Source organism: Lederbergia wuyishanensis, assembly GCF_022900255.1.
Taxonomy (GTDB): domain Bacteria; phylum Bacillota; class Bacilli; order Bacillales; family Bacillaceae_C; genus Lederbergia; species Lederbergia wuyishanensis.
The window spans coordinates 414,522-431,707 of the sequence record NZ_JALIRM010000001.1 but is presented as its reverse complement, the minus strand read 5'-3'; the positions used below and the strand labels follow the sequence as shown (position 1 = coordinate 431,707).

Genomic DNA, 17,186 nt, shown 5'->3' with positions numbered 1-17,186 from the left:
AGAATGATCAGGGCCGGATCGCAGGGAGCACCCGACCCTTCTCCCCCCTTACATTATCGTTTTAAGTTAACGAGCTCCTGCAAAATTTCATCGGATGTTGTAATAATCCTTGTGTTCGCTTGGAAGCCACGTTGGGCTACTATCATTTCTGTAAATTCCTCTGAAAGATCTACATTGGACATTTCAAGTGAACCTGAAACTAGTGTCCCTGAACCGTCACTTCCTGGAACTGTGTATGTCGCTATACCAGATGCGGCTGTTTGTGTAAACATATTTTCTCCCACTTTCTGAAGCCCACCACTATTGGAAAAGCGAGCGAGAGTAATCGAAAAATTAGTTGTATATAAATCTCCGTCTTTAGAAAGGCCTAGCTCTGTAGCGTGAATGTAATCAATTGCATCCATTGCATTAGAAACACCGTCAGAGGCGACTGATATTGTTGCTGAAGCGTCATTTGCACTAGTAAGTGCTAAAGTTGCCGCATCTTCTACTGCCTTTTTATTCGTATCATTTGGTGTAGTTTGGTATGTTGTAAATTTATTGTCAACATCAGTAACTTTATTTTTTAAATCATCATATTTTGCTTTAATGTCCTGAACTTTCGTTAAGGCATCTACTGCTCTATTTTGAGCATCGGTAGCAGCTGTTTTTGCACGAGCATCGGTGCCAGCATTTGCTTTTGCAAGTAAATTATCTGCTTCAACCTTCAATAATTGAGCTTCCTTTTCTGCTTCTTTTAACACTTCGTCTAGTTCATCTGTTATTTTTACTAAAGAATCAAGGTATTTCTTTGAAGTCGGATTTTCTACAAGATTTTTTGCAGTACCTGCTATATTTCCGATTAATTCACGAGCTTTATCAATTGAAGTTTGATTTGAAGTTTTAATAAAACTGATTTTTCCATTTTCAGAAATACTAAAGCTTTCTATTTCTTGTATTTTACCTCCATTAATACGAATTGGCTGTAAACTATTATCGCTAGGATTAGTAGCTAAAACATAATGCCCAGTGCCTGTAACTACGTATCCATCATTATTTAAATAGAGATTACCTGCCCTCGTATAATAAGTAGACGTTGCAAAGAAAGTATCTCCACTTGGAGTCCCTTCGGCAATTGTCAAATATCCATCACCTTGTATGGCAAGGTCGAGAACTCTTCCTGTTGTTTGCAAGCTTCCTTGGGTATCTATCATATCAATAGAAGCTAACTGTGAACCAAGTCCAACTTGCTTCGGATTCGTTCCACCTCTGCCTTGTGTTGGAGCACTTGCACCCGATATTGTTTGACTAACCATATCTTTAAACGTAACACGGCCTTTTTTGAATCCATATGTGTTAACATTCGCAATGTTATTTCCAATTACATCTAATTTTGTTTGGAAGTTTTTCATCCCGCTAATTCCCGAATACATTGAACGAATCATTTTATTGTTCTCCCTTCAATGAACCGCGTCTGTCAGTCGGCGGCTCGCAGCTTCCTATTTTAGGTCCAGCTGCATCCTTTTTTATCGTATTATTCCAAAATGATGGTCCCATCGATTTTCGTAAATATTTGACTTCCTGCTTCCTGTCTATCCATGACTGTTACGACTGTATTATTTTTGGCACTTATGATCATTGCTGCATTTTTTAATAGGACTAGTGAATCTTTAACCCCTTGCCTTTTTGCTTCATTAACTTTTATCTCGATTTGATCCCAGACGTCCTGCTCGATTGAGATTTTTCTTTCACTCATTCTTATACCTGCATGCTTACTAATTGTTAGTCTGGTCTGCTTGGAAGTTTCCTGATCAAGAATTTGAGAAAAGGTTTGATTGCTAGATTTTGTTGTCTTACTAGATTTGGTTTTAGAATGTAGGGCAATTGGTTGTACAGGAAGCTTATGAATTATATTTTCCATTTCAATACTTCCTTTACTAGCTTATTTTAATGACATCATTATTCTTGATTGCTTGCCCTTCCTCAGTATGAAGAAACACAATATTATTTTTCATTGATACTGACTTCACAATACCGCTTAGTTCTTCTTCATCTTCCATCCAAGAAATGTTCTTTCCAATCATGGATGTTGCGGAAATAAGAGGCGATTCAGCAGAAATATTATTAACTTCAGAAATGTTTGCTGGAGCTAATTCGGTTCCGTCCTCTAATGTGAACTTTACAGTATCACCGACAAATTGAACTGAACTTACAATTCCTTTTCCATTAATAAAAGTTGGTTCAGACGTACTAGTTTCTTCATTAACTTTATGCCATGTCACTTCTTTGCCAACAAACTGACTAAGAGAAATTAAGCTAGATTGTGATTGAAATTGAACTAATGATTCAATTGATTTGTTCATATTAGTCATCTGCTCTAGAGACGAAAAAGTAGCCATTTGGGCAATAAATTCTTTATCCTGCATCGGATTCATTGGGTCCTGATTTTGTAACTGGACCATTAATAGTTTTAGAAAATCATCTTTTCCTAAAATATCTTTTCCCGTTTTTACTTCTCTTTTTTGAACAGAGGAATACAACAAATCTGAATTAATAGAAATGGACATTTAACTACACCTCCGTTTCGAATAAAACATTACTTAATGCATCCTTAAATTTCTCGCTATTTTCCGGGTTAGATTCTCCCTGTTTTTGATTTTGTTCATCCTGACGTTGCTGATTTTCTTGTTTTTCTTGATTCGTATACCGCTGAAGATCATCTTGGGTATATGTTACTTCTATTCTGTCAATTGAAATATTTTGTTGTGTAAAGGATTGTCTTAAACTATTGATTTGATAATCTAGTATTTCTTTGGCTTTATGTGTAGAAGCTAAGATTCTTGCAGTCAATTGTCCATCCTTTTGTAATAGCTCTACTCTTAATGTTCCTAATTCTTCTGGATGCAGTCTAATTAATAATTTTGTAGCATTAGGACCTTGAGTAAGACTTGATCTACTTAAAATATTTGCAAATTCCTTAATCAATCCTCGCATCGCGGTTTCTTCGTTAACTGGTTCACTAACACGTAAGATAAATGACTCTGTCTGTAAAGCAGGATTAGCATTTATCATTACGTCCGGACTAACAATTCGCTTGTTCAACAATTGATCGTTTGGAGATTTTCCTAATAAGGTCTGTAATACATTTGAATTTTTGTTTTGAGGATGGAAATCATTTATCTCCTTCCCTTTAAAAAATGCGTGATCGATTGATTTCCGCATCGTTTGATATTTATTTTCTTTTGTCAACTCTTGAAGTCGTAATAGCAAATTATCAATGGAAGTCTCTAAATCTTCAAGCTGTTTAATTTCTGAAAGGCTAACAGTATTTCCTTTGGATATAATCAAAAATTCTTTAACAGCCTTCACATAAGGTAATGTTTTGTCAAAAGGTAAATTCTCCAAAGTTTCATTATCTACTTCATTAATAATCTGAAATAATAATACAGAAGCAGCTAAAAAATCAGCAGGAAGTGGCTCATCAAAATTTGTTGTATCTAGTGAATGTTTTGAATCAACGTTCTCCTTTAGCCAATTTATCAATTCATGAATGGTTTCAAGCATGCTAGATTCTATTACATCTAAATCTTGTTCATTGAATTCTAAATCAACATTTCCTTTTAAAATGTCAATTAAATCAGCAACAGATCCCAACTCTTGGTTAGGTGATGGTATAAGCATAATTTCTTTGCTTTTATCCATCGTTGCACCTAAAATCATTTGAAAGCTCAAATTATTCGATTGTATAGGACTAGAAGTTGCAAACGGTGCCTGTATCATCGTCGATTCAAGACTGCCAACTTTCACTCTTTCACCCCCTTTCAAAAAACAAGTTTTATTCTGTTTTTGCCGCTAGCTTTTCCAAATATTTTGCCGCTTTTTCAGGAGGCATTTTTTCTAATATCTTAGCTAAAGATTCGGTACCAATATTAGATAAAATTTTTACAGCTTCTTCATCATTCATCTCTAAAATAATTGGGGCTGCGTTTTTTGGAGCCATCGCTTCATAAGTTGTAACGATTTCTTTAAAAGCACGTTTATTTTCGTCTCTCATTTGCATTAATTCATCTATTGTTTGCTCAAGTCTTTGCTTTTCAAGTAAAAAACGTTCTTTTTCATTTTCATTTTTTTCAAGCTGTGATTTAAGTTGATCAATTTGAGCGTTTTTATTTTGAATTTCAGCGTCTAAATTAACAATTTTCTCTTCATATTCAAGTACATTGGCCTTTTCTTTCTCGTCAAACATATTTGATAATATCGGGACATTGTCACTAAACTCTTTAGCTTTTTGAAAAACATTAACACCTGCCACAGAAGCTATAAGTAAAGCTAAAAAGAGGGCAAATAAAAGCGGAATTATAAACCAAAAGATGAACCGATGAAAAATGCCCGGTTCTTTTTCTGTTTTTTGATTTTTTAAGGTTTTTTCCACTTCTTCACCTAATTTCCGCCTCGATGAAAATATTGAACGGATGAATATTCATCAAGGTATGTATTTTCTGTTTTATCAAGCATTTGCAAGTAATATTGATATGTTTTATCTTTTAATTTTTCATATTTTTTCACTTCGATATTAGTCTCTTTTAATTTCTCTTCATACCAATTCATCGTGTTACGTGCATTCATAACAAGGCGTTGAACGTGGCTAATCGTTTTTTCCAAATTACTAATAAATTGCTGATAATGACGGATTTTATGAATGGATAGTCCACCTGTAAGTTCACGAAGTTGATATTGTTCAAGATTTTCTTTTTTCTTCAATAAATCAAATAATTGTTCCGCAACATCTTCAAACTTTTTTACTGATTCTTGGTATAAGGACAATGCTTCATCTTTTTCCCGTTCTTTCAGCGTTAAGATTTTTTGAAATTTGTATTCATATTTCAACTCAATTCACCTATTTTCATCAGGTCAATCATAGAATCAATACTTTCTTGAATCGTTAAGTGTTCATCTGTTTCCTGTTTAAGGAATGAAATAATATGAGGATAAGCTAAAATGGCTTCATCTATTTCTTTCGAAGCACCACGTTTATAAGCCCCAATATTAATAAGGTCCTCAGAATTTGAATACGTACTTAATAAGTCTCGTATTTTTTCAGCAGCTTGTCTGTGTTCTCTAGTAGATAGATGATTCATAAGTCGACTAACACTCTTTAGAACATTAATTGCTGGATATTGACCTTTATTCGCTAATTCGCGATCTAAAACAATATGTCCATCCAATATTCCTCTAACTGCATCAGCAATTGGTTCATTCATATCATCTCCATCTACCAATACAGTATAGAAGGCTGTGATCGACCCATACTCATTTGTTCCAGTACGTTCTAAAAGACGAGGTAGTATAGAAAACACTGAAGGTGTATATCCTTTTGTTGCAGGCGGCTCACCAACAGCAAGGCCAACCTCTCTTTGTCCCATAGCAACCCTTGTTACGGAATCCATCATGAACATGACATCTTTTCCTTTATCTCGGAAATATTCAGCTATAGCTGTAGCAGTGAATGCACCTTTTATTCTCATAAGTGCTGGCATATCTGAAGTTGCCGCAACAATAATAGTTTTTTTCAACCCTTCAGGTCCAAGGTCTCGATCAATAAATTCCCTTACTTCTCTGCCTCGTTCTCCAATCAAGGCAATAACATTAATATCAGCCGTCGTATTCCTTGCTATCATTCCAAGCAGCGTACTTTTACCTACTCCACTACCAGCAAAGATTCCCATTCTTTGACCTTTTCCTACAGTTAATAGACTATCAATTGACCTTACTCCTACTTCAAGCTTTTCTGAAACTGGAGGTCGGCTAAGTGGGTTTGGCGGTGTTCGATCAGTCGGGATAGTCTTCATTTTGATTGGCATTTGAAAATCATCCATTGGATTTCCTAAAGAATCGACCACTCGACCAATTAATTCTGGACCAACTTTTATTTGTAGAGGTTTCGAAGTGGCCTCTACAAGACTTCCAGGAGAAATTTCTTGTATATTCGTATATGGCATAAGTATTATAAGCTGCTCTTTAAAGCCTACGACCTCAGCAATAATCTTTCTCTTCTTTGCTTTCCCACCTATATGGATGAGGCAGACATCACCGATAGAACTTTCTGGCCCCTGAGACTCTATCATTAAGCCTACAACTCTGCTAACCCGTCCAAACCGCTGGAACGTTGAAAGATTTTTTATATGGGGAATTAGTTCTTTTGCTTCCATTATTCATCGCCCTTAAGTAATTCCATCATGTTCTTTTTTAATTCCACAAGCTGGCTTGATACACTTGCATCAATTCTCCCATGTTCGGATTCTATATAGCATGAGTATTCTTCCAAATCTTCATCGGGATAAATAAAACATTGTGTACCATTTGGGAAAACTGCATCCAATTCATTTTTTTCAGATATTAAAAGTTCATATTGCAAAGGATGCACGTGAATCTGTACTTCCTTAAAATCTTTTGCTTCTTTAAGCGCTCTTTTAACGAGAGGTATGAAGTTATCTTTTTGGTCGGCCAGACTAGTATGAATGATTCTTTCCGCAGATTTTATGGCAATATCAACGATTACAGTTTCAGAGCTTTCAAGATATTCTTTAAAGGCGATTTTTGAGGTATTTACTACTTCTTTCGCCTTTTCAATAAGGTTTTCATATTCAGCGTAACCATTTCGTCTGCCTTCCTCTATCCCAATATTCAATCCCTTTTCATATGCATCGTCTATAAGCTTTTTTTCTTCTAGTTCCCATTCAGAACGACGCATTTCAATATTCTGTAACAATTGATTTACTTCAGCTTTTGCAGCTTCTAGAAGTTTATTTGCTTCAATTTCAGCATTATGAAGGATTTCGTCTCTTTCTTCTAATACAGATTCAATAGATTGCTCAACGTGTTCTTGACTAGTCAATTGGATGCGTCTTACACTTATCACCTTTGACTCACTTTGAATAGGTGGTGCTGAATTATTTTTTATAATCCTAGACAATGATATCGTCCCCTCCACCGCGAGCAACGATGATTTCTCCTAATTCTTCAAGCCTGCGAATAATGCCAACTATTTTCGTCTGGGCTTCTTCTACATCTCTCAATCTGACTGGCCCCATATATTCCATTTCTTCTTTAATCGTTTCAACCATACGTGTTGACATGTTTCTATAAATAACATCTTTCACTTCATCGCTGGATATCTTAAGTGCCAATAAAAGATCTTCATTATCACATTCGCGAATAATCCTTTGGATTGACCTGTTATCAAGCGTGACAATATCTTCAAATACAAACATTCGCTTTTTAATTTCTTCAGCTAAAACAGGATCTTCGATTTCTAAAGCATCTAAAATTGTTTTTTCTGTCGCGCGGTCAACACCATTTAATACATCAACAACTGCCTCAATTCCACCTGTTTGTGTGTAATCTTGTGTGACGGTCGCAGATAACTTTCGTTCGAGTATGCTTTCAATCTCACTTATCACTTCAGGAGAAGTGCGGTCCATTACTGCAATTCTTTTAGCAATATCCGTTTGCTTTTCCTGAGGAAGCTCTGACAAAATTTGTCCTGCCTTCTCAGGATCTAAATACGATAAAATCAGTGCTATTGTTTGTGGATGTTCATTCTGAATAAAATTTAAAATCTGACCAGCATCTGCTTTTCTTGCAAAATCAAATGGGCGAACTTGTAAAGAGGAAGTGAGTCGGTTGATAATGGTCATAGCTTGTTCAGCTCCAAGTGCTTTTTCTAACACTGTTTTCGCGTAACCTATTCCACCTTGAGTAATATAATCTTGAGCTATAGCAATATTATGAAACTCGTCCATTACTTCTTCTTTTGCAGAGGAGTCAACTTTTCTTACACTTGAAATTTCTAGTGTTAATTTTTCCATTTCTTCTTCTGTCAAATGCTTATACACAGATGATGCAACATCAGGTCCAAGCGAAATTAAGAGAATGGCTGCCTTTTGCTTTCCGCTTAATCCTTTTTTAGACAATGGTAACTCCTCCTAATCCTCTGCTAACCATGTGCGCAATAATTTGGCAAATTCGTCTGGTTTTTCCTTTGCTAATTTTTCTAGCTGTTTCTTGCGCATTCCAGCTTCTGTTAAAACTTCTTCTGGTAAATCAGGGATTTCAATAGGCTCTTCCATCGTTTCTTCAAATTCCTCGTCTTCTTCATCACTATTTCTTCTAGCACGCAACATTAAGAATAGAAGAATTCCGATTATGATTAGTAATACTCCACCTATTACGTATATCCACCATGGAAGTTTTTGAGTTGGTATATCTTGGATATCAACCTTTCCATTGAACGGTTGTACCGACACAACTATCTTATTTTGAATGGAATCGTCCGATAAGTCGGTTCCAGCGTCTTTATCTATTGACGTTCTCACAATTGTAGATAGTAATTCTCGGATATCTTGTTTCCGATCCTCGGGGAATGTATTAATGTCTTCTGGAGTCGGTGGTTCAACCATGACTTGTATCCCGAGATCTCTAATTTTGTATGGACTTTCTACAATTTCTTTACGAATTCTATTAACTTCATTATTAATTGTTTCTTCAGTTTTTTCGTAGTCACCATTGGAATCACTTCCTGCTTGATAACTCGTCCCTGCATCAGGTGTATCTCCACCTTGTGGAATACCACCGACTTGATCAGCTTTACCTGTAAAAGTTTCCGTAATCCGATGAGCACTTATTGCTATACCACGCATATTTTCTTCATCAACTGGTGTAACCAGGTTTTCTTCCCTGTTTTCTTGGGTAAAGTCTATATCAGCAGTAACAGATGTAACGACTTTATCAAAACCCATCAAAGTTCCTAGCATATTTTGAACTTGACGTTGGATATCTCTTTCAATTTGACTTTTAATTTGCATTTGCTGTGTGTAACCATTATCAGCATACTTTTCATTATTCAAATCAAAATATTCAAGGAATTGATTCCGAATCACTATATTTTCTTCTGGTAAATTCGGAATACTTTTTGATACAAGATGGTAAAGTGATTTAATTTGTTTTTCGTTAAACTCATGACCAGGCTTAGTGTGTAATATGATAGAAGCAGAAGCTTCTTCCTTTGAATCACTTAAAAATATCCCTTTTTCAGGCAAAGTTATCATCACTTTGGCTTGCTCTATTCCGTCAATACTTTTCATTAATTCTGCTAGTTCTGTTTGAGTAGCTTCTAATTTAAGCACATTAAACTCATTGTCTGTCATGCCAAAACCTGCATTTGCGCCAAAAAAGGAATAATCAATATTTCCTGATTTTGGAATACCTTCTGCAGCTAACTCTACTAACAAGGTATCAACTTGTTCTTCGGGTACCTTGATTGTCTTTCCACCATCAGCAATTTCCGATTTAATTCCTTTTGCGTCGAGACTTTCCTTGATGGAGCCTGTCTCTGAAGGTGATAGGTTTGTATATAACGGGACTAATGTGGACTTAGAGGCAAAATAGAAGATGCCAGCCACTAAAATAAGGGCAGTAAGAATCGAACCAAGTATAATGAATTTTTGATTGCCTGTTCTGGTCGTCCAGTATTCTCTTAAACTAGCTATTTTCTTGTTTATTGTCTCTCTCATTTAAAAGCCCCTTACTATAAAGCAAATCTAAAAAGGCAAACCTCATCAGCCCAAAGTTAAACTTGCATTCTCATCATTTCTTGATATGCTTCAACAGCTTTATTGCGAATTTCAAGTGCAGCTTGCATTGTAATAGATGCTTTTTGAGCTGCAATCATTACTTCATGTAACTCAATATTTTCCCCTCTTGCTAATTTTTCTGTAGCAACATCGGATTCTATTTGAGCGTTATTAACTTCATTAATTGCATTTTTTAACATATCTTTAAAACTTGAATTATTTTGTACTCCTCCATCTTGTTTAAAATTATTTTTCACAGGAGCGAGTTGAATGTTTGAAAAATTAATATTATTAATCGGCATTAAGTCATGTGCCTCCTAAATTTACTTTCCTAATTCTAAAGCTTTTATATACATAGATTTGGACGCATTAAATACAGTTACGTTTGCTTCGTATGAGCGGGTGGCACTCATTAAGTCCACCATTTCTTTTAGTGGATCAACATTTGGCATTTGAACGTAGCCTTCCTCGTTAGCATCTGGATGTTCAGGATCATACACAAGCCGATATGGAGATTCATCTTCTACAATATTTGAAACTTTCACACCATTCATTTTGTTATTTCCAGTGTTTTGGAGACTAGAATTAAAAATGGATGAAAAGGATGATTCTTTTGGCTGCATAACGACCATTTTTCTCGTATAGGGTTGCCACTGACCATCCACTAATTTTCCACGAGTCGTATCGACATTAGCCATATTAGAGGATATAACATCCATCCTTAATCTTTGAGATGTGAGTGCGGAGGACGTGATTCCCATACTTTGAAACATAGACATGTTATCTTCCTCCTTTAATCACATTTTGAAGAGTAGAAAATTTACCGTTTAATCTTTCTATTAAAGCTTGGTAATAAATTTGATTGGCTGCCATGTCAGACATTTCGCTGTCAATATCTACGTTATTTCCGTTGTGGTTGTATTCTGTATTTTTCTTTGTGTAAACATTTAACTGACCTGTACTAATGCTAAATTGAAAGTGACGTGAATCGGTTCTATTCGCCATAATAGGTTTAGTGGATTCAGTTAGAACTTGCTTAAAACTTACGTCTTTTGCTTTGTAATTCGGTACATCCACATTTGCGATATTTTGAGCTATTGTTTTATGTTTAAGTGACGAATAACCCAAGGCTTTTTCAAGTGTTTGAAAATTACTAGAAAATAATTTCAATTTTGACACCGCATTTCTACATTTTTATCTATTTACCTACAATTACCACATTTACATTGTAATGTTTTTGTCATATTACGTCTATACACCGGACTATACTTTTAAGCTAAAATACGTCAAAACTAGACAAAATAGTTCTTTAGACTCAAAAAAAGCTACTAGATTTTACAATCTAGTAACTTTTTTGTAACAATTTATTTAGTTTTAGTTTGATTTAAGTTTTTCAAGTTCTTTAAGGAATTTTGAATTTAACACTTTAATATATGTTCCTTTCATTCCTAGTGAACGAGATTCAATTACCCCAGCACTTTCAAGTTTTCTCAGCGCATTCACGATTACAGAACGAGTAATTCCAACACGATCTGCGATCTTCGATGCAACAAGTAATCCTTCGTTGCCGTTTAATTCTTCAAAAATGTGTTCGATTGCTTCAAGCTCACTGTATGACAATGAACTTATTGCCATTTGAACGACCGCTTTACTTCTAGCTTCTTCTTCAATTTCTTCTGATTTTTCTCTTAAAATTTCCATCCCTACCACAGTAGCACCATACTCGGCCAAGATTAAATCATCATCTCGAAACTCTTCTTCCAAACGTGCTAATATTAGTGTACCGAGACGCTCACCTCCACCGATAATAGGAACGATTGTAGTTAATCCGTTACTAAAAAGATCCTTATTTTCAACCGGGAAAGCGGTGTATTCACTATCTACTGAAAGATTTGAAGATGTTTCTGTTATATGAAATAAGCTTTTTGTATATTCTTCAGGGAATTGTCTGTCTTCAAGCATCTTTTTCATTCTTTCGTTTTCAATCGCTTGATTGATGGCATAGCCTAACAATTTACCTCTTCGACTTAATACGAAAACATTTGCTTGAATAACAGAGCTTAATGTTTCAGACATTTCTTTAAAATTTACTGGTTTCCCTGCAGCTTTTTGTAGCATTGCATTAATAGTTCTTGTTCTAGTTAATAATTCCATGGATTCTCCTCCTAAAAGTAAATAACACATATATTTAAAGTCTTTGCAACGAATGTTAATAGAAAGACTACTTATCGTACCATTCCCATACGTTTATTGTGTAAAACGTTTTATAAAATAAATTGGCTTAAATCTTTATCTTTAGAAATGGCGGCTAGTTTGTCATCTACATACTGTTTAGTGATTTTAATAGTCCCCATTCCTACTTCAGGAGCTTCAAAAGATAAATCTTCAAGCAGCTTTTCCATAATGGTGTGGAGGCGTCTAGCCCCAATATTATCCGTTTCCTGATTTACATTAAATGCTATTTCAGCAAGTCTATAAATAGCATCGTCAGAAAATTCGATTTGTATACCTTCTGTTTCAAGTAAAGCTATATATTGCTTTATTAAGGCGTTATCTGGTTCAGTAAGGATACTGACAAAATCGTCAACTGAGAGTTTACCAAGTTCTACACGAATCGGAAAACGACCTTGCAGCTCAGGGATTAAGTCAGAAGGTTTTGATATATGAAATGCTCCTGCACCAATAAACAAGATGAAATCTGTCTTAACAGGCCCATACTTCGTTACAACAGTTGAACCTTCCACAATCGGAAGAATATCACGCTGAACGCCTTCTCTCGAAACATCAACATTGGATCCAGAATTACCTTTACTTGCAATTTTGTCAATCTCATCAATAAAAATAATTCCTGTTTGCTCGGCTCTACTTATAGCAGTTTGAGAAACCTCATCCATATCTATTAATTTTTGTGCTTCATCATTCGTTAAAACAATACGTGCATCTTTAACAGAAAGATTTCGCTTTTTCTTTTTCTTAGGAATGAGGTTACTTAGTGCATCTTGCATATTCATTCCCATTTGTTCCATACCAGAGCCTTGCAGCATATCGAACATAGATGGCTGTTGTTCTTCCACTTCCACTTGTACGTTTTCATTTTCGAGTTCTCCGTTAGCTAATTTCTCAGCAATAATTTTTCTTTTTTCACGGATACTCATTTCCTCTTGTTTTTCAATATCCTCATCAGAGTCTTGCTGCCCGCCGCCAAATATCATTTCAAACGGATTTTTAAAGCCTTCTGTTTTCTTCTTAGCTGGCACTAATAATTCAACTAGACGTTGATTAGCTTGCTTTTCAGCCTGACTCTTTACCTCATCCATCTTTTCTTCTTTAACTATTCTTATCGAGGTTTCCATTAAATCACGGACCATAGATTCAACATCACGGCCAACGTATCCAACTTCAGTGAACTTAGTAGCTTCTACCTTAATGAATGGAGCACCGACGAGTTTCGCCATTCGCCTGGCAATTTCGGTTTTACCTACTCCCGTGGGACCAATCATTAGAATGTTTTTCGGAATAATTTCGTCTCTCAACTCGGGACTTAATAATCCTCTTCGATATCTGTTTCGAAGTGCTACAGCAACTGCCCTTTTCGCTTCTCTTTGACCAACAATGAATTGATCGAGCTTTTCAACGATTTCTCTCGGGGTCATATTAAACCCTTTTTTATCAGCCGCCAAACAGAACCCTCCTTTAAAAGCGATGTTTTCAGTTTTTTAAAGCTCTTCAACAATAATATTTCTATTCGTGTACACACAAATATCTGCCACAATTTCTAGAGCTGCTTGCGCCATTTCCTTAGCAGATAAATGATCAGCTGCATAATTTTTAAGTGCTCTGCCAGCAGCTAATGCGTAATTACCACCTGACCCTATAGCAAGTATTCCATCATCTGGCTCAATAACTTCACCAGTTCCGGATACTAGCAATAAATTATCGTTGTCCATTACAATCAGCATTGCTTCGAGCTTTCGTAATACCTTATCGCTTCTCCATTCTTTTGCCAACTCCACGGCTGCACGTTGAAGATTTCCATTGTATTCTTGGAGCTTACCTTCAAATTTTTCGAATAAAGTAAAGGCATCTGCTACGGAGCCCGCAAATCCCGCTAAAACTTTTCCATTAAAAAGTTTTCGAACTTTTTTTGCAGTATGCTTCATTACGACAGCATTTCCAAATGTGACTTGACCATCTCCAGCCATTGCACATTTTCCTTTATGTTGTACTGCAAATATAGTTGTAGCATGAAATTGGTTCATTTTCCATTCCTCCCTGCTTTATGCTTATGCCCTAGGATGATGGTTCAAATACGTACTTCGCAAATGTTCTTTCGTAACATGAGTGTATACTTGTGTGGACGATAGATGGGAATGACCTAACAATTCTTGAACAGTTCTCATATCTGCACCATTGTTAAGCAAGTGAGTTGCAAAGGAATGTCGAATCATATGTGGATGAATTTTTCCAGTCAATGACGCAGATTCTATAACGGTTTTTAAAATATGGCGGATTCCACGGTCTGTAAGCGGGCCACCTCGTGAATTGACGAATAAATATTGGTGATCTTCTCGACCTTTCAATAGTTCTTTTCTTACACCATTTTGTATGTAATTTTGTAATGCCTCATTTGCAAAACTACCGAAAGGAACGTATCTTTCTCTTCGGCCTTTTCCTTTTACAAGGATGGTCGAAAAATCAAAATCAACATTTTTAAGTTGAATATTTGCACATTCACTAACTCTTATTCCTGTAGCATACAACAATTCTAACAAAGCAAGATTTCGAATATTTAATGATGTTGATTCCATGCAAGCTTCAAAAAGTAAATTCATTTCTTCTTCATAGAAAAAACTAGGAATCTTGATTCCAGTTTTAGGTTGGATAATGAGAGAAAAAGGATTTTCTTTCACCAGTCCTTCTCTCAAAAGAAATTTATAAAAACTTCGAAGACATGAAATTTTTCTAGATGCACTTGCCCTTGCAAGTTTTTGATTATAAAGTTCAGTAACGTAAAGCCTCGCATCAAAATATTCAACATCAGAAAACGATTTTAGCCCTTGTGCATTCATGAACAAAGCAAAATGCTCAATATCCTTCTTATAAAAGTCGATTGTGTACTCCGAATAATTACGTTCTATTTGCAAATATTCTATAAAAGAGTATACTGATTCATCTGAAAACTTATTCATCGCTTCACCTCTCGAAGGCTACTAAATATTAACACAATTTAATCATCGATGCAATTAATGTTACAAATTTTTCACAAAGTTTTGAATTGTTCTTACTAACTTTTGCCAATTACTACTTTTTTTAGGAATAATGCTCAGTAAATGGCAACGACAACACTCGTATCTTTAAGAATTTTCAAGTTATATATTATTATTGCATTTTACACTATTCGACAAGCAAATAACATTCATAAGCTCTAAAAAATCAAAGCTATCCCCTTTGGATTTGGAGATAGCTTTTTTGTCTTGCTATTGAACGGGCTTCTCTTTATAGTCACATGCGGCACATTGGACTTGAATCCCTTTTTTAAGTTTTTTCTCGACTAGAACATCGTTGCATTTTGGACATGGCCGTTCTAGAGGTTTATCCCATGAGACAAAGTCACAAGATGGATAACGATCACACCCGTAAAATATTCTATTCTTTTTACTTTTTCTTTCAATAATATGTCCCTCTTTACATTTAGGACATTGAACACCGATCTGTTTCACGATTGGCTTTGTATTTCGACAATCCGGAAAATTGCTGCACGCCATAAATTTTCCGAAACGCCCCATTTTAATGACCATAGGATTTCCGCAGTTTTCACAATTCTCTCCTGCATATTCATCCTTTATTTCTACTTCCTGCATTTCTTTTTCGGCTTTTTTCAAGTTCTTCTCAAAGTCTTTATAAAATTCATCAATGATTGAAACCCATTTGATTTTACCATCTTCGATTTCATCCAACTCATTTTCCATCTTAGCAGTAAATTCTACATCGATAACTTCTGGGAAAAATTCCACCATTATCTCATGCACAATCTCCCCAAGTTCAGTTGGGACAAATCGTTTATTATCAAGAGCTACATATCCACGTTTTTGAATGGTATCAAGTGTCGGCGCATACGTAGATGGTCTGCCTATTCCAAGTTCTTCAAGTGTTTTTACAAGTCTTGCCTCAGTATATCTTGGAGGGGGCTGTGTAAAATGCTGTTTTGGAACTAACTTTTCAGCTTTAACCTTATCACCTACAACCAGTTCTGGGAGCATGTTTTCTTTCTCTTCTTGTTGATCGTCTGTTCCTTCAACATAAACCTTCATGAAACCAGGAAATTTAATTTTTGATCCATTTGCACGGAAATACACTTCACCATTTGTTAAAGTTACAGCCATTGTATCCATTACGGCAGGTGCCATTTGACTCGCCACAAATCGATCCCATATCAACTTATACAGGCGATATTGATCTCTGCTTAAATAATCTTTTACAGTAATAGGGTCTCTAAAAGTACTAGTGGGTCTAATGGCTTCATGGGCATCTTGAGCATTTGTTTGTTTTTTATCTTTTGAATTGGAATATTTTAAATAGTCATTTCCAAACTTAGCCTTAATAAATTCTGCTGTTTCTTTCTGAGCTACTTCGGAGATTCTTGTAGAATCTGTTCTCATATATGTGATGAGACCGACTGTGCCTTCTTTGCCAATTGCTATCCCTTCGTATAGTTGCTGAGCTAGCATCATCGTCTTTTTTGCTCTAAAGTTCAATTTTCTTGCAGCTTCCTGCTGTAATGAAGAAGTAGTAAATGGCAAAGCAGGATTTCTCTTTCTCTCCTTTTTTTCGACTGATTCTACTAGAAAGGTATCGCCATTTATTTTGTTCATGATGGAATCTACATCATCTTTATTGCTGAGCTTTGTTTTTTTATCGTTTAATCCATAAAACGAGGCTTGAAAGCGTTCTTTATTCTTTTTAAAATCCCCTTCTATTGACCAATATTCCTCAGGAATAAATTTCTTAATCTCATTTTCTCTGTCAATTATTAATCGTACTGCGACAGATTGTACTCTTCCTGCACTAAGTCCCTTTTTTACTTTTTTCCAAAAAAGTGGGCTAATATTATAGCCAACAAGCCTATCTAACACCCTTCTAGCCTGTTGGGCATCGACTAAGTCCATATTAATTGGACGAGGGTGCTTAAAAGACTCCTTAATGGCATCTTTAGTTATTTCATTAAATACTACACGGCAATCTGAATTAACATCTACATCCAAGCTATGAGCTAAGTGCCATGCAATAGCTTCGCCTTCACGATCAGGGTCAGCTGCGAGAAAAACTTTTTTTGCTTTTTTTGCTGCGGTTTTTAAATCTTTTAATACCGGTCCTTTTCCTCTAATTGTTATATATTTTGGTTCATAATTATCGTTAACGTTTACACCCATTTGGCTCCTTGGTAGATCTCTTATGTGCCCCATGGACGCTTTCACTTTATATTTTTTTCCTAAGTAACGTTCTATTGTTTTAGCCTTTGCAGGCGATTCCACAATAACTAAGTAATCCGACATACACAATCCTCCCTATAAATCA

At 35.6% G+C, this 17,186-nt stretch carries 18 protein-coding genes; all 18 read right to left on the bottom strand.

Features of this window, described 5'->3' with window-relative positions:
- Positions 1-53: 53 nt before the first annotated feature.
- The 18 genes from MT489_RS02240 to topA all read right to left on the bottom strand — a co-directional run bounded on the left by MT489_RS02240 (position 54) and on the right by topA (position 17,164).
- Complete coding sequence (locus MT489_RS02240; protein WP_244679872.1) at positions 54-1,424, bottom strand: flagellar hook-basal body complex protein; 1,371 nt, start codon at positions 1,422-1,424, stop codon at positions 54-56.
- An 89-nt stretch (positions 1,425-1,513) separates the two neighbouring features.
- Complete coding sequence (locus MT489_RS02235; RefSeq protein WP_244679871.1) at positions 1,514-1,900, bottom strand: TIGR02530 family flagellar biosynthesis protein; 387 nt, start codon at positions 1,898-1,900, stop codon at positions 1,514-1,516.
- A 16-nt stretch (positions 1,901-1,916) separates the two neighbouring features.
- A complete protein-coding gene (gene flgD, locus MT489_RS02230; RefSeq protein WP_244679870.1) occupies positions 1,917-2,546 on the bottom strand; it encodes a flagellar hook assembly protein FlgD in 630 nt (209 codons plus the stop codon).
- 4 nt (positions 2,547-2,550) lie between these two features.
- Positions 2,551-3,786 carry a flagellar hook-length control protein FliK gene (locus MT489_RS22290; protein WP_244679869.1) on the bottom strand — a complete coding sequence of 412 codons (1,236 nt, stop codon included), beginning with the start codon at positions 3,784-3,786 and terminating at the stop codon, positions 2,551-2,553.
- A 28-nt stretch (positions 3,787-3,814) separates the two neighbouring features.
- Positions 3,815-4,411, bottom strand: coding sequence for a MotE family protein (locus MT489_RS22285; protein ID WP_244679868.1), 597 nt, complete (start codon positions 4,409-4,411; stop codon positions 3,815-3,817).
- A gap of 8 nt (positions 4,412-4,419) precedes the next feature.
- Positions 4,420-4,866 (bottom strand): flagellar export protein FliJ, encoded by a 447-nt coding sequence (gene fliJ / locus MT489_RS02215; RefSeq protein WP_244679867.1) that lies wholly within the window; start codon positions 4,864-4,866, stop codon positions 4,420-4,422.
- Positions 4,863-6,188: a flagellar protein export ATPase FliI gene (gene fliI, locus MT489_RS02210; RefSeq protein WP_244679866.1), complete on the bottom strand. Its 1,326-nt coding sequence runs from the start codon at positions 6,186-6,188 to the stop codon at positions 4,863-4,865. The genes fliJ and fliI overlap by 4 nt, the downstream gene beginning before the upstream one ends.
- The gene (gene fliH, locus MT489_RS02205; RefSeq protein ID WP_244679865.1) at positions 6,188-6,952 is read right to left on the bottom strand and encodes a flagellar assembly protein FliH; all 765 of its coding nucleotides are present in this window, start codon (positions 6,950-6,952) and stop codon (positions 6,188-6,190) included. Before fliH ends, fliI begins: the two co-directional genes overlap by 1 nt.
- On the bottom strand, positions 6,945-7,952 hold the full coding sequence (gene fliG / locus MT489_RS02200; RefSeq protein ID WP_244679864.1) for a flagellar motor switch protein FliG: 1,008 nt from the start codon (positions 7,950-7,952) through the stop codon (positions 6,945-6,947). The genes fliH and fliG overlap by 8 nt, the downstream gene beginning before the upstream one ends.
- Positions 7,953-7,964: 12 nt before the next feature.
- Positions 7,965-9,551 (bottom strand): flagellar basal-body MS-ring/collar protein FliF, encoded by a 1,587-nt coding sequence (gene fliF / locus MT489_RS02195; RefSeq protein WP_244679863.1) that lies wholly within the window; start codon positions 9,549-9,551, stop codon positions 7,965-7,967.
- 56 nt (positions 9,552-9,607) lie between these two features.
- Entirely contained in the window at positions 9,608-9,913 is a 306-nt protein-coding gene (fliE, locus tag MT489_RS02190; protein WP_244679862.1) for a flagellar hook-basal body complex protein FliE, read from the bottom strand.
- A gap of 21 nt (positions 9,914-9,934) precedes the next feature.
- Positions 9,935-10,384: a flagellar basal body rod protein FlgC gene (gene flgC, locus MT489_RS02185; RefSeq protein ID WP_244680611.1), complete on the bottom strand. Its 450-nt coding sequence runs from the start codon at positions 10,382-10,384 to the stop codon at positions 9,935-9,937.
- A 7-nt stretch (positions 10,385-10,391) separates the two neighbouring features.
- Positions 10,392-10,781, bottom strand: a complete 390-nt coding sequence (flgB, locus tag MT489_RS02180) for a flagellar basal body rod protein FlgB (protein WP_244679861.1) — start codon at positions 10,779-10,781, stop codon at positions 10,392-10,394.
- Between the two features lie 204 nt (positions 10,782-10,985).
- Positions 10,986-11,765, bottom strand: coding sequence for a GTP-sensing pleiotropic transcriptional regulator CodY (gene codY / locus MT489_RS02175; RefSeq protein ID WP_244679860.1), 780 nt, complete (start codon positions 11,763-11,765; stop codon positions 10,986-10,988).
- A gap of 110 nt (positions 11,766-11,875) precedes the next feature.
- A complete protein-coding gene (gene hslU, locus MT489_RS02170; RefSeq protein ID WP_244680610.1) occupies positions 11,876-13,264 on the bottom strand; it encodes an ATP-dependent protease ATPase subunit HslU in 1,389 nt (462 codons plus the stop codon).
- Between the two features lie 63 nt (positions 13,265-13,327).
- Entirely contained in the window at positions 13,328-13,870 is a 543-nt protein-coding gene (gene hslV, locus MT489_RS02165) for an ATP-dependent protease subunit HslV (RefSeq protein WP_244679859.1), read from the bottom strand.
- Positions 13,871-13,894: 24 nt separating this feature from the next.
- Positions 13,895-14,800 (bottom strand): tyrosine recombinase XerC, encoded by a 906-nt coding sequence (gene xerC, locus MT489_RS02160; protein WP_244679858.1) that lies wholly within the window; start codon positions 14,798-14,800, stop codon positions 13,895-13,897.
- A gap of 288 nt (positions 14,801-15,088) precedes the next feature.
- Positions 15,089-17,164, bottom strand: coding sequence for a type I DNA topoisomerase (topA, locus tag MT489_RS02155; protein ID WP_244679857.1), 2,076 nt, complete (start codon positions 17,162-17,164; stop codon positions 15,089-15,091).
- Positions 17,165-17,186: the final 22 nt, after the last annotated feature.